The sequence below is a fragment of the Flavobacterium sp. HJJ genome, assembly GCF_015351475.1.
GTDB lineage: Bacteria > Bacteroidota > Bacteroidia > Flavobacteriales > Flavobacteriaceae > Flavobacterium > Flavobacterium marginilacus.
On record NZ_JADKPR010000003.1, the window covers coordinates 249,890 to 274,933 of the forward strand.

Consider the following 25,044-nt stretch of genomic DNA (forward strand, 5'->3'; position numbering starts at 1 on the left):
TTAGTTTTTTAAAGTAAAAGTGGCATTGGCTCTTTCTAATTCGGCATAAGCAATCCACGAATTATAAAGCGCAATATTGGTATTAAGTTGGGCATTTACCCACTGATTTTGGGCATCGAGAAGTTCAATGTAAATAGCCTGTCCTTCTTTATACAATTTGGTGATGTCATCATTGTATTTTTTGGCGGATTCTTTTTGGTTTTTATTGGCGTAAAATTGTTCCAATGCCGATTTTAGATTGTTTTGCCCTACCTGAAACTGAAGCAGTAATTGCTGTTTTACATTATCAGTTTGGGAACTTATTTTTTTAGTATCTTCTTCAACCTGTTTGAGTTTGTATTTGTTTTTGTTTCCGGAAAAAATATTCCATTGCAAACCTAATCCTGCGAAATAATATTGTGAATCTTTGTTCACATCAAAATCAAAGTCCTGAAAACCGAAATCGGCAAATCCGCTTACTGTAGGAAACCAATGCGATTGCGTAAGTTTACCAACCGTTTCATTTAATTCCTTAACCTGAGTCAGTTTTAGCAATTCCTCCCTGTTTTGGGTATTTTCTGTAACGGCATCAATGGGTAAAGTCTCATTGTCATCTGTTTCAATATTGGAATCCAATTTTTCGTTGAGCAAAAAATTGAAGTACGATTTGGCGTTATTACTGACTTGTTTTGCCGTTTCTAGATTTGCCTGAATCCGTATTACCTCGTTATCACTTCGTAAAACTGCGGTACGGTTGATTTTGTCATTTTTGAATAAAGATTGGTTTACCCTTTGATTCTCTTTGACCAATGCCAAGGCATCTTGATAAATTTTAATTCCTTCAATGGACTGAAGGTATTTGTAATAGGCAATTTTTATTTCCTTGACCAACTCCCTCTTATAAATTTCCAATTCAATCTGTTGCAGTGATGCCTGCTGACTTTTAATCCTTTCATTATAAATAATTTCGAAATTCAGCAAGGGCATTGTTGTATGAATCTTCGCGTCATAGAAATTATTAGGATTGATTAAAACCGACTGATTTTCTAAGGTTGGAAACGCTTTGGAATTCGTCATCTGATTCAGCGTGTTATACACCGGATTGAGCATATCGCCTACGGGAATATCAATCGTTCTTCCTCCTTCAGCCCTTGTATAGCTCCCGTTTAAGGAAACTGTGGGGTAAAACAAAGAGCGTGCTTCCTTAAGAGCATACACACTTTTGTTGATGTCAAAATGGTGTTGCTTTATTACTTCATTGTTTTTTAGTCCGGTTTCTATGTAGCCGTCTAACTTACTTTGTGAATATCCTTGATATCCGAGTAAGATTACCGTTAGAATTACTGCATTTTTTATCATAATATACATTGTTTTTTAATTGAACATTGTTCATTTTTTTGAACAAAAAAATTTATAGTCGATCTATTATTTTTAAATACTCATTATAGCCATCAAGTAAGATCGTATCGGGATTTGTGAATTTTACGCCTTTGGTTCTTTGACGAATTTCAAGACAGCACATACCGTGAACCAAACTCCAAACCATAAACGAAAGCGGTTCTATATTATGTCCCTTAAAATGCCCTTTATTAATACATTCCTCAATTGTTTTTTTAACACGGCCAAAAGTTACCGCACCTTCATCCCAATCTTTATTTTCGGAGCTTTCCAAAAATTCCATAGGTGCCTTAAGATTAAACATCAAATCATACATTTCTTGATTTTCCAAGGCAAATTTTATGTAGGTAAAACCCATTTTTCGCAATCGTTCCATTGGATCTTCTATGCTGAACAATTCTTCAAAATACCCTCCCAATTCCTGAAATCCTATGGAGTGCAGGTCGTGCAGAATGGCATTCTTATCTTTAAAATAAACATATACCGTACCTACACTATAGTCAATTTCGTCAGCAATATTTCGAATGGTAGTTTGCTCAATACCCTTTTCTATAAAAAGTTTTTTTGCACCTTTTAAAATCAATGCTTTCAGTGCTTCTTTTTCCCTTGCTTTTCTGTCAACTATACTCATACCTTGAAATTATTTCACAAAGATATGTTTTATTTTTGAACAACGTTCATTTTTTTTATAAAAAAATAAACACAGTAACAAAATCTCTTGATTTTACTGTGTTTTTGAAGACCAATTTTTAATTACTGTTAGGATTCTTAAGAAATCCAACTGATATAATCAGACTAAATTCTCTAAACCGAATTCAGCCAATTTATCTGCAATTGGCAAAGTTTTTAACCCCAATTCAGTTAAAGTATACTCAACTTTTGGTGGAATTTCGGGATAGGCTTTTTTACTGACTAGTTTATTTTCAACAAGCATATTCAATTCTTGTATCAGCATTTTTTCGCTAATACCGGGTATAGCCCTTTTTAGTTCGCCATATCGCATCACTTTTTTGTTGATTTGAAACAATATCAACAAAGTCCATTTACCGCTAAGAAGTGTTAAAGAGGCTCTCACAGGACACTTTTCATCACAAGGTAAAATTATTTTAGATTTTTTTCCCATTGATATTCAATTATTCTAACTGTATAGTAGGTACTTTACTTTTAGGTAAGTACTTGTACAAAAGTAAGTAACACAATACTTTTGTGCAAGTAATTTTAAAAAACAACTAGAAACAAGCAAATAGATTAGGATGCAATGACTAATCAAAAACAATTTAATAACATAAAAACGTAAAAAAATGAAAATCTTAGTATTTGGAGCTTCAGGCTCACAACAATTCAATGTAATATCTGAAGGGATCAAAAAAGGAGCAGAAGTATTTGCAGCTACAAGTTCTGCTGCAAGTTTTGAAAAATTAAGTCAAGCAGGTGCAAAACCTATTTTGGCTAATATGAGTGATGCCAATAAAATGTTGGAAATTACCAAAAGCATAGATGCGATAGCTTTTATGATTCCTGTTTCTTTGCCCAATCCATTTGATGGCTTGGAATATGCTAAAAATGTGATTGATGCAGCTAAGATAAATAGTGTAAAGAAAATCGTTTGGAACACAAGTGGTTGGTTAGCTCCGCAAAAAATAGGAATCCCTGGCGAAGATGTAAAGTTGGACATAAAAGAGTATCTAAAAAATAGTGGATTGGAGTATGTGATAATTGAACCCACTATTTATATGGAAAATATGATGGGGCCTTTTTGTGCACCTTTTATAAAAAACGAAATGAAACTCGCTTATCCTACTCCAGAGATTATGCCTATTGGTTGGATAGCATCTAGAGATGTAAGTGCTTTTGTTGTAGAAGCAGTTTACAATGACAAACTAAAAGCGGATACATTCCAAATAAGTGGTTTAGAAAATTTAAAAGGGAATGATTTGGCTGAACAATTTTCTAAAGGTTTGGGTAAAAACGTTGTTTATTATACGCAACCTGCCAAAGAATTTGGTGATATATTAAAACCATTTGTAGGTGAAGCAGGTGCAGCAGGAGTAACTTCGTACTATGAAAGCCTTCAAAATGCAACAGAGTTTCCTCCAAAATTCAATCCAAAGATGAATGAGATTTTAGAGAAACTGCCCGTGCAAATGACACCTTTGGTGCAATGGGCAAATGAGAATAAAGCGTATTTTTCCTAAAAAAGGTAATAACTTTTGTAGAGGTAACAATTAAAGTTAATGCAAATTTTAACTTGATAGCAAAGGTGATTTTGATTTTTTCAATTCTATTGGATTGTAAAATCAAGACCACCTTTTTAATTGTAGGGGTGAATATTTATTCTTGATTATTTTATGCCTGAAATAAATGTAAGCAACTTGTTTTGAAATCTTGGAACAAGGTAAAGTCAGCCTTTTTACATAGCATTGTAATTTGTATAGGTCTTATTCTGCCAGCTAATTAATTTAAAGTTTTTGAGCCGTGCATAATATTTTGGGTGTTAGCGTTAACATTACAAACTTCGCGACCAAAATCATCATCCTACAAAACCTCCGTAAAAACGTATCACACCTTCCCACTTTTGTATAACTAGCCAGAATAACTTCGATAGTAGTTTTGCAACATTAAATAATCATAAAAAATAAAATAATGAGCAAGACAATTTTCGAACCATACAATTTAAATGGGTTACAATTAAGAAATCGTATCGTAATGGCACCTATGACCCGCTCTAGAGCTGATAATGAAGGAAACGCTGCCACAGAACTTATCGCAGAATATTACAGACAGCGAGCATCGGCAGGATTAATCATTACAGAAGGAACTTTCATCAGTCCCGAAGCCGTTGGTTATATAAATGTACCTGCCATTTATTCAAAAGAGCAAATAGAAGGTTGGAAATTAACTACCCAAGCTGTACACCAAGAAGGAGGAAGTATTTTTGCCCAATTATGGCATACAGGGGCTATTTCCCATCCTGATTTGCAAAACGGGAACAAACCACTTGGACCATCGGCTGTTAATCCCAACCAACAGGTATTTACTTTTGAGGGGTTTAAGGATACGGTAGAAGCACAGGCAATGACCATTGCCGATATTAAAAGAACCATAAAAGATTTCAAACAAGCAGCAATCAATGCTTTTGAGGCTGGATTTGATGGTGTTGAAATACACAGTGCCAATGGTTTTTTGTTACAGCAATTTTTACATAAAAACTCAAATCATAGGACAGATGAATATGGAGGGTCTATAGAAAACAGAGCTCGTATAATTTTTGAAATACTAGACGAATTAAAAACCGTAATTGATCTATCAAAAGCAGGAATACGTTTTAACCCTTCAATTCACGGAATTATGGGCATTGAAGCTGATGATGAGACTATTGCTTTGTATAACTATATTGCAAACCGATTAAATGATTATAATTTAGCATACATCCATCTTACAGAGCCTTTTACAGATGTATCTAATGTGAGTTTAGCTATTCAAAACGTAGCAAAACATTTCCGTGGATTTTACAAAGGTACTATCATCACAAATGTCCGCTATACAAAAGAAACTGCCAATAAAGTTATAGCATCTGGCGATGCAGATTTAGCAGCGTTTGGAGTTCCCTTTATCGCGAATCCTGATTTAGTTGAACGTTTTAAGGCCGATGCTGTACTTAATGCACCTGACCCAAACACTTTTTATACTTCCGGAGAAAAGGGGTATACTGATTATCCGAAAATGACTGAAGTTTCTAACTCCATCTAAATTTTAAAAAATTAAACAATGATTAAGAAAATAACAGTAATTGGAGCAACAGGAATGATAGGTACTCCTGTAACCAAAGAATTGATAAAAGCAGGCTTTGAAGTAACAGCTTTTGTAAGAAACATTGAAAAAGAAAAACATATTTTTCCATCGGGTGTACATTTTGTGCAAGGCGACCTCAAAAACGTATCGAACATTTCCAAAGCAATAAAAGATGCAGATGCGGTTTACATCAGTATATCTTCAGGTCCTAACGATACCGAAAACGGATTTAATCCTGAAGCAGGTGGCGTGGATAATATTATTACTGCCCTTAAAACATCATCTGTAAAACGAGTTGGATTTTTATCCTCGTTTTTGGCAAGAAACTACAAAGGCGATTGGTGGGTGATGAATGCCAAAAAACAAGCGGTTCAAAAAATTAAAAATGCGGGTATTCCATATACCATATTTTATCCTGCCAATTTTATGCAAAATTTTAATGGCGGAATGAGAGATGGAAATAAGGTAAACATCATCGGAACATCCAATGAAAAATCATGGTGGATAGATGCCGAAGACTTTGGTAAACAAGTAGCAAATGCTTTTAAAACTGAAAAATCATTGAATAGAGAATATGCTGTACAAGGCTTGGAACCTTTAACTACAACAGAAGCAGCCAAAATTTTTGTAGAAAACCATACCAAAGAAAAATTAACGATTGCAAAATTACCAATCGGGATAGCTAAATTTTTATCTTTGTTTATAAAGCCTTTACGATATGTTGTGCCATTAATATCGGTAATGAACAGCAACAAAGAAATTTTTGAAGCTCAAAAAACTTGGGACGAATTGGGCAAGCCAACAATAACGGTAGCGAAATTTGCAAAAAAATAATAAAATCTATGACACATTATAAAACCATAAGTGAATTATTTAAAGCTAACGGATTCTCGCCTCCAGAAAATCCGTTATTGGGGGTATTAACTTTTGAACAAGCCGAAGATTGCCCCTTTGTGGAAAAAGAGTTTACAATGGCATTTTATGGCATTTCATATAATAAATTTGAAACAGGTACTCTTTCTTATGGCAAAACTAAATATGACCACGACAATGGTTCAATGGCATTTGTAAAGCCTCATCAGAAAATAAAAATGGCTAATTTAAAAAATGCTGAAAAAGGATTTTTACTATATATTCACGAGGATTTTTTATTCAATTCTAATCTTTATTCCGAAATAAAAAAATACGGATATTTTGATTACGAAGTAAACGAAGCCCTTCATTTATCACCAAAAGAGGAGGAAATTATTTGGGACTTGTTCAATAAAATAAAATCGGAATATTACAATAATCAGGATGATTTTAGTAGAGATATAATGATTACTCATATTGATTCTATTTTGAAATATTCGCAGCGGTTTTACAAACGGCAATTTTTAAACAGAGCAGTTCTTTCAGGCACAACGGTTTCAAAATTTACAAATGTTTTGACTGCTTATTTTGAAAATGGAAGTTTTCAAAAAAACGGTTTGCCAAGCGTAAAATATATGGCAGGACAATTAAACTTATCGCCAAGGTATTTGAGCGATTTACTGAAACAGGAAACAGGCAAAACAGCTTTGGAACACATACACATAGCATTGGTTATGGAAGCCAAAAATTTATTAATGAGTACCGATAAAACCGTAGCAGAAACAGCCTATCAATTGGGCTTTGAAAATGCTCCGTATTTTTCAAGATTGTTCAAAAAAGAAGTAGGACAAACGCCCACCGAATACAGAGAGCGGTTTTTGAATTGAACAAAATGTAGCGGTCATTTGTAGCATATTTATGAAAAAAAGTGCTGTCAAAGAAGTAGTTTAAATCTAAAAGCAATAAGATATGAATGTTGAGGATTTTAGAAAATATTGTCTATCTCTAAATGGTGTGACTGAAAAAATGCCATTTGGAAAAGCAACAAGTCAATACGATCGTAATTTACTTGTCTTCTCCATTGGTGATAAATGGTTTTGCCTTGTAAATATTGAGATTTTTGACTTCTGCGTTCTAAAATCAGAACCCGATTTAATTGAAGAATTACGCATTCAATACGACAGCATCCGCCCCGGCTATCATATGAATCACAAACATTGGATTTCAGTATATTTCAATACAGATGTTCCAGATAACAAAATTAAAGAGTTGGTACAAAAATCACATAACCTTATAATTGATGGTCTATCAAAAAAGCAAAAAGAAAGCTTAAATTAGATTAATGTAGCAAAAGTCAAATAATAATGGATATAGAAACATTTAGAGCATACTGTTTATCCTTTCCTGATACGCACGACGGAATGCCTTTTCAAGGTTTTTTTAAGAATTCACGAGCTATCTTAGTGTTTTATGCAGGAAAGAAAATGTTTTGTTTTTTTGATATTGATAGATTCGATTATTGCACTATAAAATGTAATCCTGAAACTATTGAAGAACTCAGAGAACAGGAAGGTTTTGAAAAACCATTCAATCTGAGTTGGAAACATTGGATTAATGTTAGTCTTGAAGGCAATGTTCCTGACGAAATTATAAAGGATTTAGTTGAAAAATCATATCAATTAGTTGCAAAAGGCGGGGCAAAGGGAAATAAATAAAATTAGAGAATAATAAATTATGTCGGTTATCTGGAATTTATGGCACGGATGCATTAAAATCACTGAAGGATGTAAAAATTGCTACGTTTTTCGGAGAGATGCCTTATACGGTATCGACAGTAAAAATGTGTACAAGACCCGAAATTTTGATTTACCTTTAAAAAGAAAAAGGGACAAAAGCTACAAAATACCTTCTGGCGAACACGTGTGGACTTGCTTCACTTCTGATTTTTTTATAGAAGAAGCAGACGATTGGCGTGATGAGGCTTGGAAAATGATAAAACTTCGCCAAGACCTCACTTTTTCAATGGCAACAAAACGGATAGACCGAGTACAACAATGCCTTCCAAATGATTGGGGTTCTGGTTATGACAATGTAAAGCTTTATTGTTCTGTTGAAAACCAAAAACAGGCAGAACTACGGCTCCCAACATTTAAAAAATTACCCTTCGCAAAAAAGGGAATCATTTGTGAACCTCTTTTAGGAACTATCGATCTCTCACAGCATTTAAAAGGCGATTGGATAGAACAAGTTGTTGTGGGGGGCGAATCTGGTGATAATGCTCGTGTTTGCAATTATAATTGGATAATCGAAATTAGAAATGCCTGTGTAGAAAATAATGTTTCTTTCATTTTTAAACAAACAGGTACCTTGTTTGTAAAAGAAAGTAAAAGCTATAAAATACCAAGAAAACTTCAATCTTCTCAAGCTCGAAAAGCAAAATTAAACTTCAATTCAGAATCCAATTTAAGTGTTTAATCATTGAGATTGGCAGACAAATTAAACTGATTTTAACTGATTATCGCAGATTGCTATTTAAAAACTCCGTAGGGCTTTTACCAAATTGTTTTTTGAAGGCAAATGAGAAATGGGATAAGTTTTCAAAACCCACTTCATAAAAAACATCAATAGGTTTTCTCTTTTTTTCAGTTATTTGAAAACGGGCTAGTTCCAGTCGCTTTTGGGTAATCCACTTTTGTGGTGTTGTATTGAAAGCCTTTTTAAAGTCACGTTTAAAAGTGGTCAAACTTCGCCCGGTCAGGTAACCAAATTTTTCTATTGGCATATTGAACATATAATTACGTTCCATAAATTCGACAAGGTTGATTTTATGAGGTTCTGAAAAGTCAGATAAAATGTTGTCGATATCTTTGTTTATGGAGCGCAAAACGGTAATCGCTTCCTGAATTTTCAATTGGGAAAGCTCTTGCGGCAATTTGTAGTTTAGGTCGAAATACGGCAAGATCGAAGCAAAAAAACTGTCAAGCAAAGGACTTTGGGACAACGGAATGATGTAATCGGTTTTAGAAACCAGAGTGGCTTGCAATTTTTTTTGTTCGTAAAATGCCCTTAAAACATCCTGTGTCAGTTTTACCACAATGGCTCTGTAAGGCAGGCCGTCTTTATCGGATTTTATTAATGTAGATAGTTGATTTCTTGGGAAAAGAAGCGTTTCGCCCAACCCAAAAACATAGGTTTTATTTAACTGAATAACTTTTAATTCGCCCGACAGCACCCGAACAACGCAATGTTCCTCCGCAATCATTTCGGTATTGTTTCGAGTAGATCCGCTGCAGCTGAAAACAATTTCAGCGTTTTTATTGATTTGTTTTGTTGCCATAATACAAAGGTAAAAAAATAAGGCTCAACGACGTGAACCTTATTTTTTTCAATTAATTAAATGTCAAATTTTATCTGCGTTAATTCTTCACTCAGTGTCCAAAGTTTTTGAGCTGATTCTGCATCCAATGCAAACGGTGCTGTACCAGGAAATCCCGCAGGATTTTTATAGGCTGCTGCAATGCTGTCATAATTAGCCGCATCATATTGAGCAATTTCAACATCTTCCAAATACACACCTCCAATGTTTTCAAGCTGTGGACTCGTTGCAGCCCAAACCGCTGTTGCAGCTCCCTGTTCTTTAGTTTTTTTTATTTTATCCATTGATGCTTCTGCCTCTTTGTTCGGAGTACCGTCAGGATGTAATATACCTAAAGTAACAAAATCTTCAAATGTCATATGCTTACCCAAATTGGTTTCCAAGCTCAAACCAGGATTCAGAGCATAAGCCCGAACGCCAAATTGTTGTCCTCTTTTGTCTAATTCTACGGCAAAAAGAATATTTGCAGTTTTAGATTGTCCATAAGCCACAAATTTATCGTACTCTCTTTGGTTAAAGTTTATGTCATCAAAAAGAATTGGTGAGAAATGATGTGATGATGACGAAACATTAACCACTCTTGCTCCATTTGCTTTTTTTAATGCATCCCAAAGTTTGGCCGTTAGTTGAAAATGACCTAAATGATTGGTAGAAAACTGTCCTTCGTTACCTTTGGAATCACGATGTAGTGGCGTCCACATAATGCCCGCATTGTTAATAAGCAAATGCAATGATCTGCCAGAGGCTATAAATTTCTCTCCAAAAGCGTTGATAGAAGCAGGTGCTGCCAAGTCTAATGCTTCTACTTCTACATTGGCAATTCCATTTACAATTTCTTTTGATTTTTCTACATTTCTAGACGGAATGATAACTGTTGCTCCAGCCGATGTTAACGCTTTGGTGATTTCTAAACCATAACCTCCATCACCACCTGTAATGATAGCGGTTTTTCCTGTAAGGTCAATTCCCTTGATAACATCTTTTGTTGTTGATGTTGCGTTGAAGCCAGAACCTATCGGTTTTTGCAAGGCTCCGCTGTAATTTTTTTGTCCCATTTTTTAAATTCATTTTAAATTTTTATTGAGACAAAGATAGAATGCGTATCGCCAGTGCGTTTTGTTCAAAAGTCCGAATTACTTTGTTTAAAAGGTCATTTTTTTTATTGATTTTGTTTGTTCTGATTATTTGATTTTAATGACAACTTTACCTTTGGCACGTCCTGATTCTACATAAGTCATAGCATCGTTGGTTTGCTCAAATGGGAACGCCCTATCTATAACTGGTTTTATAATACCTGATTCTATTAATTGGGTAATTTGTTGTAATTGGCTTCCTTCGGCCCTCATAAACAAAAAGTTAAAATTAACACCTAACTTTTTTGCTTTTCCTCTTACCGATCTACTCAATAGTCCCATCAGTATTCGAAAAGGCCAGGCTAACCCAATTTCTTTTGCAAATTCTGGAGTAGGCGGACCAGTCAAAGAAACAACTGTACCTCTTGGTTTTAAAATTTTTAACGAATCTTCAAGGATTTTTGCTTCTCTATTGCTATGCAATACCACATCATAATCTTTTAAAATAGCAGCAAAATCTTGTGTTTTGTAGTCAATAACCAAATCGGCACCGAGACTTTTGACCAAAGCCGTATTTGCCGAACTGGTTGTTGTGGCTACAAATGCACCCAAATGTTTGGCTAACTGAATGGCAAAAGTACCCACGCCTCCGGAACCCGCTTGAATGAACACTTTTTGCCCTTTTTTCAAATTGGCAATTTCAACAAGAGCTTGCCAGACTGTCAATCCAACCAATGGAATAGAAGCAGCTTCATCCATTGTAATATTTTTGGGTTTTAATGCTAAATCGCCTTCGTTTACGGCAATCTGTTCTGCAAATGTGCCTATTCTGTGGTCGCCAACTCTGGAATATACTTCGTCGCCGACTTTAAATTTTGAAACTTTTGCTCCTACTTTGGTGATAACGCCCGCCATATCGTGTCCGTTTATAAAAGGAGCTTTGTAAGGTAAAAATAGTTTGAAATTGCCATTTCTAATAAGTGAATCCAATAAATTTACACCGGCACTATGAATTTGAACTAATACTTGATTTTCGGTTATATTGGGGTCAGCCACTTGAGTCAGTTGCAATTTTTCTTTTTTGCTGTATTTTTTTACTATGAATGCTTTCATATTTATTTTCTATATTTTATTTATTTAATTGCTTAAGAACATTTTTTTCTAAAATTCCATAAGCAAAATGTTGTAGATTAATCATAACTGAAGTACCCTTACCAACAATATTTCTGAATTTAGGTTGGTCTGTTAGAACTACTTTAATCACTTTTTCGACAACTAATTTTGGATCTTCGGCTTTACTTAATAATTCGTCAGAGAATTTTTGAATTTTATTTCTTAAAGAGTCATAGTCGGGAATTCTATTTATAGTGGCAATTGAATTATTTATAACATTTGTTTTAAATGCAGCTGGTTCGATCATTGCAACACTAATATTAAACTCATTCAATTCATATCGCAATGATTTGAAATACCCTTCTAAAGCGTGTTTAGAAGCGGCGTAGTAAGCAGTATTAGGAAAAGAAACAAGCCCTATAATAGAACTTACGGTAATGATTTTACCGGATTTTTGTTTTCTAAAATGTGGTAATATTGCGTTTGTTACTTTAATAGTTCCCCAAAAGTTAGTTTCCAATTGCTGTCTGCCTAATTCAATAGGAATTTCTTCAGCAATACCTGCTACTAAAAAGCCTGCATTGTTAATCAAAATATCCAATTTTGGTATTTCTTTAAATAGTCTTTCGGAAAAAGAACTAATTGACTGCTCCGAATCCAAATCTAAAGCTATCATTTTAAATGGTACTGTTGCTCCGTACTTTTCAGGATTTCTGCTGGTACCAATTACATTGTAGCCATTTTGATGCAGCTTGTTTGCGATTAACAAACCAAAACCTGATGAGGCTCCTGTTACTAAAATATTTTGTTTCATTTTAATCGTATTTAAAAATTAATTCATATTTTTGCTTGCATATTGCAAGTGCAAATATATAAATTACTTTCAATACGCAAGTGTTTTTTAAAAATAATTTTATGAAAGAAATAAAAAAAAGATCGGATTGTCCTATTAGCTGTACGTTAGATGTCTTTGGAGACAAGTGGTCGCTGCTGATTATTAGAGATATGATGTTTCGTCAAAAATCAACTTATGGCGAGTTTTTGAAATCGGAAGAGAAAATTGCTACGAATATTTTAGCATCAAGACTTCAAAATTTAGAAGAAAATAAACTTATCGAAAAATTAGAACACCCGGAAAGTAAGGCAAAAGTTTTATATAAACTCACCCAAAAAGCAATCGATTTATTGCCCATTATTGTAGAAATGCATTTGTGGGCTGATAAATATTTTGAGATTCCAGCTGACATTAAAGTACTGATAAATGAAGCCAAAAAAGGGAAAGAAGAATTTATAAAAGCAACCGCAAATCTATTAAAGAAGCAAATAAGCGCCTAAAAAAGGAAAGGATATTCGGGTGTGAAAAAACCGTTGACAATTGTCAGCGGTTTCGATTTTTAGTCTAAAAAGGGATGTTTACCTGAGGGCTTGTTTTTTTATTTGGCTCAAGGTTTCTTTAGTAATTCCTAAAAAAGAAGCAATAAGATGCTGTGAAAAACGTTGGATAAATTGAGGGTGATTTTTCGCAAACTCTTCATAGCGAAAGTAATGGCAGCTAATACTTGTATTTCACTATTGCCCTCTTTGGAGAGGGAAGGGGTGAGGTTATTCTAAGTGACTATTTTATATTTGCGTCTGGTATAAAGTACTATTTTAGTGATCTTGTTTTTTTTTAGTCTCTTTTTATCGCTTTTTAAGTGTTGATTCACGGGGAATTACCTCAGTATTCAATTCAATTATTTTAGGTTCGAAAGACTTTCCTTCTTTTCGGCATGAGATTTCTTCTAATAATAAATTAAAAGCAGCAACACCCATTTCATAGCTAGGCTGATCAACTGTGCTTAATTTTGGTGTGATTACCTGTGAGACTAACCAGTTGCTAAAACCAATTACAGCAATTTGATCAGGTACCTGAATTCCTTTTTCATTAAAATGAGCCAAAACCCCAACAGCAACTAAATCCGTGATGGCAAAAATTCCATCAATCCCTTTGTCCTCCTCCAAAATTTGTTTTGCGAATTCGACTCCCTGCTCAAAAGTGATCGTTTTACAAGAATAAACCAATGAAGAATCAAACGGAATTCCATTTTTTTCCAATACTTTTTTATACCCCAAAAAACGATCAATGGCATTTTGCGGATTTTCAAGACCACGAATATGAGCGATTTTTTTGCATCCCATATCAATTAGATGCTGGACAGCTTCCATTGCTGCTTTCTGGTCATTAATGATAACCTTTGAACTCGGAATCAATTTGGAAATTTTATCAAATTGCACAAACGGAATCTCTTTTCTAAGAATTTCTTTCAGATGAATGTCATCATTCGAATCGTTGGACAGCGACATTATAATTCCATCAACTCTTTTATTTATTAAAAGGGCTACTTGTTTTTTCTCTAATTCTAAAGATTCATTAGACTGAAGAATAATAACTAAATAGCCATGCCGTTCTGCCTCAGCGATAATGCCATTAACAACTCCGGAAAAAAAATGGTGCACCACTTCTGGAATTATCAAACCAATGGTTTTAGATTCTTTAGTTCTCAGATTTACGGCAAAACTGTTAGGTGTATAGCTTAATTCTTCGGCTAGAGCAATTACTGCTTTCCTTGTTTTTTCGCTAACATCAGGATAGTTTTTTAACGCCTTTGAAACAGTGGTAATGGATATGCCTAAGGCTGAGGCTATTTCTTTTAATGTCGTCTCTCTCATAAAAACAAATATCGAAAAAAAAAATTACAAAACCGAAAACGTTTTCGGTGTTTTCGAAAACGTTTTCGGTTAAAAACACTAACTTGTTTTGTGAAATTAAAAATAGATTTGATAAAAAATAACCAAACAAATTATTAATCAAATAATTTTAACCCATGAAAACAACAAATTCGTTATTAAAAAAAATGGGATTAGTTATGGCATTATTGCTTTTTAACTTCTCTTTTTCACAAAACTCAAATTTATCGGGGACAGTATCTGATGCTTCGGGGAATCCACTTCAAGGAGTAAATATTACGATAAAAAACAGTAATAAAGCAACCGCAACTGATTCAGACGGAAAATATTCATTTTCAGATCTAAAAAATGAAACGATAAACATTATTGCTGCTTATATCGGATTTAAATCAGTCGAATTAAAAGTATCTATAGATGGCAACACCATACAAAACATATCCTTAGTAGAAAATGCAAATGTTTTAGATGATGTGGTGATCACTGGAGTTGTAAATCCGAAAGCAAAAATAAAATCAAGTGTTTCCATAACTTCATTGGGGACAGAACAGATAACACAATCCGCACCTAGATCGACAGCTGAAATTTTCCGTACCATTCCCGGTATTCGTTCAGAATCTTCAGGAGGTGAAGGAAATTCAAATATTTCTGTTCGTGGAGTTCCAATTTCATCTGGCGGATCCAAATATTTACAACTTCAGGAAGATGGATTACCGGTATTATTATTTGGTGATATTGCATTTGCAACAGCAGATATTTTTACAAGATTTGATGGAAATATTGCTAGAATAGAAGCTATTCGTGGAGGTTCGGCTTCTACTTTGTCAACTAATTCTCCGGGAGGGATAATCAACTTTATCAGCAAAACAGGAAAAACAGAAGGTGGTAATTTGAGCACTGCTTTTGGTTTAGATTATGGTAATTTTAGAACCGATTTGGATTATGGCGGAAAAATTGGAGAAGGATTGTACTTTCACGCCGGTGGTTTTTACAGAACTGGTGAAGGAATTAGAAATACAGGATTTAACAGCAATAATGGTGGACAATTTAAATTTAATATTACTAAAGAATTTGAAAATGGTTCTATTACGGTTTACGCTAAATTCTTAAATGACAGGGCGGTCGCTTATATGCCAATGCCAGTAGCTGTTTCTGGAACAAATGCCAACCCAAATTGGAAAAGTGTTGACGGTTATGATGCCACAACTGGTGCTTTACAATCTATCTACTTAACTCATAATCTTGGACTTGGGCCTGACGGAAATGTGCGCAGAGAAGCAGTTGCTAATGGAATGCATCCAATTTCAAAATCGATAGGAGCCAATGCTTCATTTGACTTAGGCGACGGCTGGAAAATTAATGACAACATCCGATTAACATTAAATACAGGTGGTTTTATTTCTCCATTCCCTGCTGAATTAGCCACAGCTTCAACAATTGCAAATTCGTTTGGAGCTGGATCAACTTTAAGCTATGCTGATAATGGAGCCGCTTTTAATACTCCAAATGGTTTAGTTGCCAGAATTCACATGTTCGACACTCAATTAAACAACATGGGGAATTTTATGAATGATTTGAGGTTGACGAAAAAATTGGACAAAATAGGAATAACAGCCGGATTTTTTAAATCCATGCAAAATGTATCTATGTCATGGCTGTGGAATTCATATTTACAAGAAGTTTCAGATGCGAATCCTCGTTTGATAAACGTTAAAAATGCAGCCGGTACATTATTGTCAGAAAATGGTCTTTATGCTTATGGAACTCCGGCTTGGGGAAATTTAGCCCGAAATTATGATACACAATACAATGTTTCGGCACCATATATCAATATTACGGTAGATGCAACTGAAAAATTATCATTTGAAGGAGGTTTACGTTATGACAAAGGAAAAGTAACGGGTTCATTTGCCGGAGGCGTTTCAACAACCTATGACATCAACAATGACGGAAAAATATCAGTACCGGAACAAAATGTTTATGCGATTGATAATGCCAATGCTACGCCGGTAAATTATGATTACGATTATTATTCTTATACTTTAGGAGCCAATTTCTTAATTAATAACAGACAGTCTGTTTTCGCACGTATCAGTAAAGGTGCTTCAGCTAAAGCGGACAGAATTCTATTTAGTGGTTTGAATTATTTGGATGGAAATAAAATCAACGCTTTAGATTTTTTACAACAATCTGAAATTGGATACAAACAAAAATTTAATAGAGGATATTTCTACGCCACAGCCTTCCATTCTAAAACAGATGAGCAGGGCGGTTACGAAGCTACTTCAAACAGCATTATCAAAAACAACTATAAATCTCTGGGTCTGGAATTAGAATCAGCCTATAATGTAACCGATAATTTAAACCTTAGAAGTTCATTAACATACACAAAAGCTGAAATTACTTCTGGTGACAACAATGGAAATCAGCCTAGAAGACAGCCAAAATTAATGTACAGTTTTATCCCTACTTATAAATTCATGAATAAAAACACACTTGGCTTAAGTTTTGTTGGTCAGTCAAAAGCTTTTGCTCAAGATTCCAATCAATTAGTGATGGATGGATTTGTAATTGTAAATGGATTTGTAGAAGTAGGTATTGCAAAAGGACTGTCTTTAAATATTTCAGGAAACAACTTGTTCAACACACTTGCTATCACTGAAGCAGAAGAAGGCAGCATCACTGAAAACAAAGTAAACTATGTGAGAGCAAGATCAATGACCGGAAGATCCCTTTCTATGGCATTATCCTATAAGTTTTAATTAAATAGATATTGCATAAATGTTGGTTGGTTTTCAATTCCTGTATTTTTATAGTACAGGAATTGATTTTAAAATCATAAAAAACACATAATTATGGTACTCTCTAAACCTAAAGTTAGTTTTTGGCAAATAATCAATATGAATGTCGGCTTTTTTGGCATCCAATACAGTTTTGGTTTGCAGCAAAGTGCTGTAAATCCTATCTATGATTTTCTTCACGCCAGTCCGGATCAAATTCCAATATTAAATTTAGCCGGACCTCTAACCGGATTATTGATTCAGCCCATAATTGGGGCAATGAGCGATAAAACCTGGCATCCGAGGTGGGGAAGAAGAAAACCTTACTTTTTTATTGGAGCTGTGATTTGTAGTATTGCCTTATTTCTTTTCCCATTTAGTAGTTCGCTATGGATGGCAGCAGGTCTGCTTTGGATTTTAGATGTGGGTAATAATACCGCCATGGAACCGTATCGGGCTTTTATTGCCGACACTCTTAACGAAGATCAGCAGCCGACAGGTTTTCAAGCACAAAGTTTTTTTACCGGATTTGGTCAATTCTTATCCTATATTTCATTATTCCTGTTTCCCATCGTTTTTACAGGTTACAATGGGGAATTGCCCAACTGGATTTATGCCTCTTTCTTTCTAGGAGCAGTACTTTCAATAACGTCGATTTGGTGGAGCATGAAAAAAACAGCAGAAATACCACCTGCAAAAGAAGAAATCGAAAAAATAAAATCAGAACCCTTAAACCTCCTTTCTCCTTTTGTTGATATCTATCATGCTGTATTGGAAATGCCAAAAGTAATGTGGCAGCTTTTTTTAGTGTATTTATTTCAATGGTATGCTTTAATGTGTTTTTGGCAAAACAATTCCAAAAGCATTGCTTTGTCAGTATGGAATGTTACTCCTTCTAACAAAGAAATTTATGAAAAAGCGGTAGAATGGATGGGATTGATTGGTGCATTCGGATTTATTATAACCTTTTCAGTAGCTTTTTATCTGGCAAAATTAGCCAAGAGACACAGTCCCAAAATGGTGCATTTTGTTTGTCTTTTGTTTGGGGCAATTTCCTTTTTCTTTTTCCCAATAATACAAAATCAGTATTTATTCCTTCCGGTAATCATTGGCTATGGGGTCGCATGGGCAAGCATGATGGGAATTCCTTACCTGATGGTTGTTACCAATATCCCTAAAGAACGATACGGAGTTTATATGGGAATAATTAATATGATGATTGTGATACCAATGATTTTACAAAATTTATCCTTTGGTTTTATCTTAAAACATTTTTTAAATAATGATGCACGTTTAGCCGTCACTTTTGCGGGAGTACTTTTAATATTAAGCGCAATAGCAACACTTTTTATTAAAAGTAAAAAACCGCAGACGATGTAAAAATTGGTTCGATAAACCATTAAAAAACAACAATTATGAATAACATAGATATCCTTTGTGTTGGTGAAGTCCTTATAGATTTCATTGGACATCAATCAGGAGTTTTTATTGACAACACTAGAGATTATCATCGCTATTTAGGAGGGTCGCCTACTAATGTTGCTATGAACTCTTCAAGATTAGGATTAAATACCATTATGGTAGCAACAGTAGGAAATGACGGTTTTGGAACTTATATTTTAGACAGGCTGTCCAGTGTTGGCTTAAATACAGATCATATAAAGTGTCTGGATAGCAAATCTACCAGCGTTATTTTTGTTTCAAGATCTGAGAGTACACCGGACTTCATTCCATACCGTGAAGCCGATTATTGTATTGATGAGGAACAAATATCAAAAGAAACATTATCCAAAACTGAAATATTTCACACTACTTGTTTTGCTTTAAGCAAAAAACCAGCACAGGACACCATTTTAAAAAAAGCTGAAGAAGCATATAATTTAGGCTGTCGATTAAGTATCGATGTCAATTATGCCAAAAAACTTTGGAACAGTCAAGACGAAGCGATTCAAGTAATCAAAACGTATTGCAAGTTCAATCCGTTGATAAAAATTAGTGAAGATGACATGTTACGCCTTTTTGAAAAAGAACTTCCTCATGAAGAAATATTTAATTTTTTCCATAACGAAGGCGTTGATATCGTTTGTCTTACATTGGGCAGCAAAGGAGTGAAATTATCTCAAAAAGGAAAAAACCTTATACAACTGCCTGCTGTTAAAATAGATAAAGTTGTTGATACCACAGGTGCTGGCGATGCTTTTTGGTCTGGGTTTTTATTTGCTTATATCAAGAAAAAAACAATTCAGGAATGTCTGGATATTGCTTTAAAATTAGCTGCTTTAAAACTGCAAAATGTAGGTCGTTTACCGGACAATATCAATATCTTATCTCAACTATTATAAAATCATCATGGAGCAAAATAACAAAACAATCACTAATGGTGTAATGCTTAACGCCTATCCTGACAGTATTGGAACCAAGCTGTGTGACACAATAAGCATGCTTAAAAAACCAGAATTTAAGGATGTTTTTTCTTTATTCTATGTGCTGCCAACATTTTTTAATAGCGATTTAGACAGAGGTTTTTCTATTATTGATTATAATATTAATGACGATTTAGTTACTACAGCAGATTTAGATGCTTTGAATGGACTCAATATTAAATTAAAATTTGACATTGTATTAAATCATCTCTCCGTTGCATCACCACAATTTAAAGATTTGCTAAAAAAAGGAAATCAATCGAAATACAAAGATTTTTTTATCAATTGGAATGAATTCTGGAAGGGCAATGGCCAAAAAAATGAAGAAGGAATCATTATTCCTAAAGAAGAATTTCTCAACAAACTTTTCATGAGAAAATCTGGTTTGCCCATATTAAAAGTGCATTTCCCAGATGGCACCGAACAACCTTATTGGAACACCTTTTATCAGCAAATAACGTATAAAAAAATTGCTGCTGCTGATTTACAAAATATAAAACAATTAACAGCAGAGCAGCGCATCATTGTAAGTGAAAAAATCAACGATGCAATAGAACAAAATCAAGATTTTAGCAGTATACAATTTGAAGATTGTATTCCTTTCAAAACAGAAATTCTACAGATCGCTGAACAAAATCGTTCCTATTTAGGGCAAATGGATGTCAATGCAGCATCTCCATTAGTATGGGATTTTTATGAAGAGACCCTAAAAAAACTAAATGGTTATGGCTGCAATATTCTTCGTTTGGATGCTTTTGCTTATTTGCATAAGCAAATTGGCGAATCAAACTTTTTCAACAAACCCGGCACTTGGGAATATTTAGAGCGTATCAAGCAAATTGCAAACAAAAACAGTTTAATGCTCTTGCCTGAAATTCATGCAGAATATGGACTTCATTTACATGACGAAGTAGCAAACGAAGGTTATACTATTTATGATTTTTTCTTACCTGGTTTGACTATCCACACTATTGAAAACAAATCGAGTAAAGCTCTACTAAACTGGGCAAAGGAAATTCTTGATAAAGGATACAAAACAGTAAACATGCTGGGTTGTCACGACGGTATTCCAGTTTTAGATTTAAAAGGAAAAGAAATTAATGGTGTTTACAACAAAGGCTTGTTAGAAGATGATGAAATAGAAACCATCATGAGTACAATCATCGAGCGTGGAGGCCGTGTAAAAAATCTTTATGATCCATCAGGGAAAAAAATTTCTTATTACCAAGTAAATGCCACTTTCTTTAGTGCATTAGGTGAAGACGAACAAAAATTACTTTTGGCCAGAGCGATCCAAATGTTTATGCCAGGAATACCTCAGGTTTGGTATCTGGATATTTTTGCAGGAAAGAATAATTATGAAGCAGCAGATCATGGCGGCAGTGCAGGGCACAAAGAAATTAACCGCACCACATTAAGTTTGCAAGACATAGAGCGTGGATTAAAAACTGATGTTGTAAAGAAACAGTTGGAGATTATTCGTTTAAGAAACACCTCAAGTGCTTTTTTGGGCAAAGTTGAAATAAATCCATCGACTGATGATTCAATAGCTATCAAATGGACCAACAATAATACTATAGCGTATTTAGAAGCCGACCTTAAAACCAATATGTTCACAATACATCATACCGAAAATCAAATTACTAAAAAAATGATTTTTTAAAAGATTATGTTAAGCGGTAAATGGAAGCAATGCTGAGGTTTTTTGGGAAAAGGTAGTGATTTGTTTAAAATATTGCTTGTAAAAACATGATTATCAATATTTTACCGATGTTTATATCGAGCTTAACCCATCTCTTTGCGAACCGCTGAGTACGTGACCCGGTATGCTCGGTGGTGTGAGAGGCGCACTCCGTTCTTTTAGGGGCGGAGCCGTCTACTCGATTACCAAAAGTTTGAAGAGATTTTCAAGGCACTCGAAACGGATAAATTACATAGTGAAAAGGTGTTTTCTACAATGGGCAGATTTTCGATGCTTATACCTTGGTTTCGGATATTATCCGAAATGCCAAAAGCTCCGTTATCTTGCTAGATAATTATGTGGATGATACCGTGCTGACCTTATTAGGTAACCGGAATTATGATGTTACTGCAACCATTTATACCAAAAATATCTGCAACCAGTTAAAGCTGGATGTGCAACGGTACAACAGCCAATATCCGCCAATTGAGATTGATATTTTTCCCGATGCTCACGACCGATTTTTAATTCTTGACAATACAGAACTTTATCATATTGGAGCATCTCTAAAAGATTTGGGCAAAAAATGGTTTGCTTTTTCGAGAATGGATATTGAGAATGGTAAGATGCTTCAAATCTTGCATAAACAATAAACCCTCTAGAATTTTCAGAGGGCTTATTAATTGATATTGATTCACATTTTTAATCGAGATTGGACGCAAACATTAATGAAATTAAATGTTAACTAAACCTAATTCTTTTAAAAAATTCATTGTGTTTATCAGTGTTTATTTTAATACTTTCATTTATTGAAGCCAATTGATATTAACGTCTTTCAAATCAATCTGTATTTCATCTTCTGATGTGCTTACGTAACGGGAGATGTTCAAATTGTAATTATTCTTTTCGATCTCATCGATTGAAACCCTACGAGCATATCTTTAAGGTTTTTCTAATCAATACCTAAGTTTTATCTTCTCAGGATATAAAGCCAAGTCCATTATTCCAGCTTCGAATAATATTAACAGAATGTTTAAGATTTTTTAATGTTTAAAATATATGAAATAAATTAGTGCAATTATAATTTTTTTTATATGATAATGATATATTTTGTGATGAATAAAGAACATTATCTAGTAAATTGATTAAATATTCAAATTTTAATCGGCATTTAGAAACCTATCATTGTTTCATGAGTAATATTATCTGCCTTTACATCCTTTTGATTAGCCTAAATAAATTTATAATATAGTAGCAACATCATTGACAACAATAAAGAACTTAGTATTATTGATTGTAAGTGATTTCTTTTATTTGATTGATATAATGTAATTAAAAAAACAGCAATTGAAATATAAATTGTTATCATATCAATATGTGAGCAAACAATTGTATAAGGCAACCTAGATAAAGTCAAGGGAACAGAATCATTGAGTACTACATCTGAAAGTTCATTATCCAATAATATCCATAATAAAGAAAATTTAGCAATTCCAAAAATAATATCAACCGTTAATAAATTTACCCATGCCTTAATTAGAAAAGAATAACCAAAATCATCTTTAAAAAGCGCAATATATAAAAATGTAAAAGTCATCGATAACATGACTACTATAGACATAAATATTGTGGAGAAAAACAAACTAAATCCATTTATAACATTTGATATTGATTGGTAAGATTCTGGAAGGATTTTCGAAATCATATAATTTCTAATAATGCCGTCAATCAATAACAATAAAATATATCCAACAAGAACTATTGTTAATCCTTTTCTTTCATTTTGCATAACAAAGTATTAAATGGCTTCAATTAAAGCTGCTAAAAATAGTAAAATTATGGGTTTCCAAAGGCTTTTAAATAGATACAAATCATAGAATAAATTTTTTTCTTTTTTCAAGAAACGAGAGAATAAAGTTGCTCCGGATAGTCCAAAACTAGCAAACCAAATAAGAGCGACAATTTCAAATGGGGCGTGCCAAAGCCTTGACAAAATAAAAGTTAAATTTTGGTAATTAGAGACATAAAGTATTGTTGATGCTGCTAAAAAGCCATTATATATAAGTACTAAAAGACTTAAACTGCCAGCCGTAAACAAGCCTCCAATTGACAAAAGAAAAGCAACACAAAGATTATGAACAAAAAGGTCAGAAACTTGCTTAAAATAAGGATATTCAGTTGGGTTATTCATATTAGCACAAACCCCATTTTGGTTTTGTCCATTAAATATTAGTTGCTTATTTTCACTGCTTTTCATAAAAGAATTATGCATATTAAAAGCTATAAAGACTCCTAACATCCAAGCAAGTAAACATATTAAGACCTTCATTTTTTTTACTTTTTAGTTGCCATTATATTATCAATACGTTTTATAAGACTCGGATGTGTCATACCTCCTTTATCAATAAAATGTTCGGTGAAAAACGATATTTTTCTTAGAGCTTCAACCATTGAACTATTACTCGTGTTTTGTGCACTAAAAGAATCTGCGTTATATTCTGCATTATGGCTTATACGAGAAAAAATTATACTAAAAATTAAGCCATAAAGTCCTCCATAAATTGCAATCGCGAGCCCATCATTAATTAAAGGCAGCATACTTTTCAGGAACATCATAAAATTTTCCCTGAAAAATAAAAAAAATAAGCATGATGTAATAAGAAGCAAATAAAAATGTATTAAATCTTTGTTTTTATGATGTGCATATTCATGGAATAAAATTGCTTCAATTTCATCTTCATTACAATTAGCTATAAGCTCATTTCCTAATACAATAATCTTATTTGTTGAAAAAAAACCAATCGCAAAGGCATTAATGCATTTTTTTTTAGTCGTATAAACGGGAATATCTACGCCAAATTTGTTTTGCAGCAATTGACTATATTTTGGCAATGACTCTAATCGATTGGTTTGATTTTTCAATATTATTGGAAACAGCAGTGCAAAGAAGCTATTAGCCAATGTCATAGCGAAACCTCCAACTATAAAATATAAAACGGGGTGCTGAGTTTTGAACAAACTATTATCATCCACAATTCCTAATAGTTGAAAAATAAAAATCACAATAAAAAGATAAATACCTGAAAGAATAAAATCAAAAACATTAAAAAATAGTAGTTGACTTATAATCTTTCTTTTTATTTTACCAACAAAAAGATAAGGAATATAAATTACGATAACTTGTAGAAAAGTAAAAGCGAAACTTATTTTTAAAGATTTTATTAGCAAGGTTAATATTGCTTCATTCATTTTTTATGATTTTAGATTTGTTGAAATAAATAGAGCGAAGATTTCAAGAAGAAGATTATATTCGCTCTATCTAAGTTCAATTAAAGAGTTTTTATTAATATGCCCCTGCACCAGCACCCAAGACCATGCCTACATAGCTGTACTTGTAGCGTTTCACTATGCATGCTTATTAGTATTATTTTACAATAAGGAAAATACTTTCTGACTAGAAGTGCTAAATCGATTCCAGAATATATAGATTTTTCTTCATAAATCGGCAAGCTAATATCTAAGCATGCAATTGCAAATTGTTTTTGAATTTTATATGCATTTATTATTTTTATGTATGCATCCTTACAAGAAAATGCGGTAGTAGCATCTATCAAAAAATCATTACTTTCTAATTTAGAAAGTATGCTGACATACCCATCAACAGTCATTGGATGGTCATCAACTAATAACAACTTGGTTTTTAACATTTGAATCATTTTTTACACTCCAAATATAAGTCTTACAAGTGGTCACCTTTGATCAAAGATCACTACAAAATCTTATCAAAATGTTTTTAAAATGATGCTTAAGCTTGATTTTGCATTCCCAGTTTTGCCCAGAGCGCAATGAGTTT

At 33.6% G+C, this 25,044-nt stretch carries 24 protein-coding genes and 2 pseudogenes; 13 read left to right on the forward strand and 13 right to left on the reverse strand.

What is annotated here, in order from left to right; genetic code table 11:
• The 3 genes from IRZ80_RS04215 to IRZ80_RS04225 form a co-directional block, all read right to left on the reverse strand.
• Entirely contained in the window at positions 1-1,338 is a 1,338-nt protein-coding gene (locus tag IRZ80_RS04215) for a TolC family protein (protein WP_228520800.1), read from the reverse strand.
• A gap of 52 nt (positions 1,339-1,390) precedes the next feature.
• The gene (locus IRZ80_RS04220; RefSeq protein WP_194640312.1) at positions 1,391-2,008 is read right to left on the reverse strand and encodes a TetR/AcrR family transcriptional regulator; all 618 of its coding nucleotides are present in this window, start codon (positions 2,006-2,008) and stop codon (positions 1,391-1,393) included.
• Positions 2,009-2,167: 159 nt separating this feature from the next.
• Complete coding sequence (locus IRZ80_RS04225; RefSeq protein ID WP_194640313.1) at positions 2,168-2,500, reverse strand: winged helix-turn-helix transcriptional regulator; 333 nt, start codon at positions 2,498-2,500, stop codon at positions 2,168-2,170.
• A 178-nt stretch (positions 2,501-2,678) separates the two neighbouring features.
• Between IRZ80_RS04225 and IRZ80_RS04230 the strand changes: the two genes are divergently transcribed.
• The 7 genes from IRZ80_RS04230 (at position 2,679) to IRZ80_RS04260 (ending at position 8,496) form a co-directional block, all read left to right on the forward strand.
• Positions 2,679-3,572 carry an SDR family oxidoreductase gene (locus IRZ80_RS04230; RefSeq protein WP_194640314.1) on the forward strand — a complete coding sequence of 298 codons (894 nt, stop codon included), beginning with the start codon at positions 2,679-2,681 and terminating at the stop codon, positions 3,570-3,572.
• A gap of 448 nt (positions 3,573-4,020) precedes the next feature.
• Positions 4,021-5,127: an alkene reductase gene (locus tag IRZ80_RS04235; RefSeq protein WP_194640315.1), complete on the forward strand. Its 1,107-nt coding sequence runs from the start codon at positions 4,021-4,023 to the stop codon at positions 5,125-5,127.
• Between the two features lie 18 nt (positions 5,128-5,145).
• A complete protein-coding gene (locus IRZ80_RS04240) occupies positions 5,146-6,003 on the forward strand; it encodes an SDR family oxidoreductase (RefSeq protein WP_194640316.1) in 858 nt (285 codons plus the stop codon).
• Between the two features lie 8 nt (positions 6,004-6,011).
• Positions 6,012-6,908 (forward strand): helix-turn-helix domain-containing protein, encoded by an 897-nt coding sequence (locus tag IRZ80_RS04245; RefSeq protein ID WP_194640317.1) that lies wholly within the window; start codon positions 6,012-6,014, stop codon positions 6,906-6,908.
• 82 nt (positions 6,909-6,990) lie between these two features.
• Positions 6,991-7,359, forward strand: coding sequence for an MmcQ/YjbR family DNA-binding protein (locus IRZ80_RS04250; RefSeq protein ID WP_194640318.1), 369 nt, complete (start codon positions 6,991-6,993; stop codon positions 7,357-7,359).
• Positions 7,360-7,385: 26 nt separating this feature from the next.
• The gene (locus IRZ80_RS04255; protein ID WP_194640319.1) at positions 7,386-7,736 is read left to right on the forward strand and encodes an MmcQ/YjbR family DNA-binding protein; all 351 of its coding nucleotides are present in this window, start codon (positions 7,386-7,388) and stop codon (positions 7,734-7,736) included.
• 19 nt (positions 7,737-7,755) lie between these two features.
• A complete protein-coding gene (locus IRZ80_RS04260; protein ID WP_194640320.1) occupies positions 7,756-8,496 on the forward strand; it encodes a DUF5131 family protein in 741 nt (246 codons plus the stop codon).
• Positions 8,497-8,536: 40 nt separating this feature from the next.
• On the opposite strand, the gene IRZ80_RS04265 is transcribed toward IRZ80_RS04260, so the two are convergent.
• The 4 genes from IRZ80_RS04265 to IRZ80_RS04280 form a co-directional block, all read right to left on the reverse strand.
• Entirely contained in the window at positions 8,537-9,358 is an 822-nt protein-coding gene (locus IRZ80_RS04265) for a helix-turn-helix domain-containing protein (protein ID WP_194640321.1), read from the reverse strand.
• 56 nt (positions 9,359-9,414) lie between these two features.
• Positions 9,415-10,452 (reverse strand): SDR family NAD(P)-dependent oxidoreductase, encoded by a 1,038-nt coding sequence (locus IRZ80_RS04270; protein WP_194640322.1) that lies wholly within the window; start codon positions 10,450-10,452, stop codon positions 9,415-9,417.
• Between the two features lie 126 nt (positions 10,453-10,578).
• Entirely contained in the window at positions 10,579-11,583 is a 1,005-nt protein-coding gene (locus IRZ80_RS04275) for an NADP-dependent oxidoreductase (protein ID WP_194640323.1), read from the reverse strand.
• A gap of 16 nt (positions 11,584-11,599) precedes the next feature.
• Positions 11,600-12,397, reverse strand: coding sequence for an SDR family NAD(P)-dependent oxidoreductase (locus IRZ80_RS04280; protein WP_194640324.1), 798 nt, complete (start codon positions 12,395-12,397; stop codon positions 11,600-11,602).
• Positions 12,398-12,498: 101 nt separating this feature from the next.
• Between IRZ80_RS04280 and IRZ80_RS04285 the strand changes: the two genes are divergently transcribed.
• Complete coding sequence (locus IRZ80_RS04285) at positions 12,499-12,918, forward strand: winged helix-turn-helix transcriptional regulator (RefSeq protein ID WP_194640326.1); 420 nt, start codon at positions 12,499-12,501, stop codon at positions 12,916-12,918.
• 345 nt (positions 12,919-13,263) lie between these two features.
• Here the strand turns inward: IRZ80_RS04285 and IRZ80_RS04290 are convergent, their stop codons facing one another.
• Positions 13,264-14,292 (reverse strand): LacI family DNA-binding transcriptional regulator, encoded by a 1,029-nt coding sequence (locus IRZ80_RS04290; RefSeq protein ID WP_194640327.1) that lies wholly within the window; start codon positions 14,290-14,292, stop codon positions 13,264-13,266.
• Between the two features lie 155 nt (positions 14,293-14,447).
• On the opposite strand from IRZ80_RS04290, the gene IRZ80_RS04295 reads away from it, so the two are divergent.
• From IRZ80_RS04295 to IRZ80_RS04315, 5 genes and pseudogenes are all read left to right on the forward strand, one after another.
• Entirely contained in the window at positions 14,448-17,069 is a 2,622-nt protein-coding gene (locus IRZ80_RS04295) for a TonB-dependent receptor (RefSeq protein ID WP_194640328.1), read from the forward strand.
• A gap of 93 nt (positions 17,070-17,162) precedes the next feature.
• Positions 17,163-18,467, forward strand: a complete 1,305-nt coding sequence (locus tag IRZ80_RS04300) for an MFS transporter (protein ID WP_194640329.1) — start codon at positions 17,163-17,165, stop codon at positions 18,465-18,467.
• A gap of 35 nt (positions 18,468-18,502) precedes the next feature.
• Positions 18,503-19,429, forward strand: a complete 927-nt coding sequence (locus IRZ80_RS04305; protein ID WP_194640330.1) for a carbohydrate kinase family protein — start codon at positions 18,503-18,505, stop codon at positions 19,427-19,429.
• Between the two features lie 7 nt (positions 19,430-19,436).
• Positions 19,437-21,173: an alpha-amylase family glycosyl hydrolase gene (locus IRZ80_RS04310; RefSeq protein ID WP_194640331.1), complete on the forward strand. Its 1,737-nt coding sequence runs from the start codon at positions 19,437-19,439 to the stop codon at positions 21,171-21,173.
• Positions 21,174-21,398: 225 nt separating this feature from the next.
• Positions 21,399-21,844: pseudogene (locus IRZ80_RS04315) on the forward strand (ORF6N domain-containing protein); the annotation flags it as partial.
• Between the two features lie 153 nt (positions 21,845-21,997).
• On the opposite strand, the pseudogene IRZ80_RS04320 reads toward IRZ80_RS04315, so the two are convergent.
• The 5 genes and pseudogenes from IRZ80_RS04320 to IRZ80_RS04340 all read right to left on the reverse strand — a co-directional run.
• Positions 21,998-22,117 (reverse strand): annotated as a pseudogene (locus tag IRZ80_RS04320) (N-6 DNA methylase); the annotation flags it as partial.
• A 305-nt stretch (positions 22,118-22,422) separates the two neighbouring features.
• A complete protein-coding gene (locus IRZ80_RS04325) occupies positions 22,423-22,980 on the reverse strand; it encodes a hypothetical protein (RefSeq protein WP_194640332.1) in 558 nt (185 codons plus the stop codon).
• A 9-nt stretch (positions 22,981-22,989) separates the two neighbouring features.
• Positions 22,990-23,520, reverse strand: a complete 531-nt coding sequence (locus IRZ80_RS04330; RefSeq protein ID WP_194640333.1) for a stage II sporulation protein M — start codon at positions 23,518-23,520, stop codon at positions 22,990-22,992.
• 5 nt (positions 23,521-23,525) lie between these two features.
• Positions 23,526-24,440 carry a M48 family metallopeptidase gene (locus tag IRZ80_RS04335; protein ID WP_194640334.1) on the reverse strand — a complete coding sequence of 305 codons (915 nt, stop codon included), beginning with the start codon at positions 24,438-24,440 and terminating at the stop codon, positions 23,526-23,528.
• An 80-nt stretch (positions 24,441-24,520) separates the two neighbouring features.
• Positions 24,521-24,898: a hypothetical protein gene (locus IRZ80_RS04340; RefSeq protein ID WP_194640335.1), complete on the reverse strand. Its 378-nt coding sequence runs from the start codon at positions 24,896-24,898 to the stop codon at positions 24,521-24,523.
• Positions 24,899-25,044: the final 146 nt, after the last annotated feature.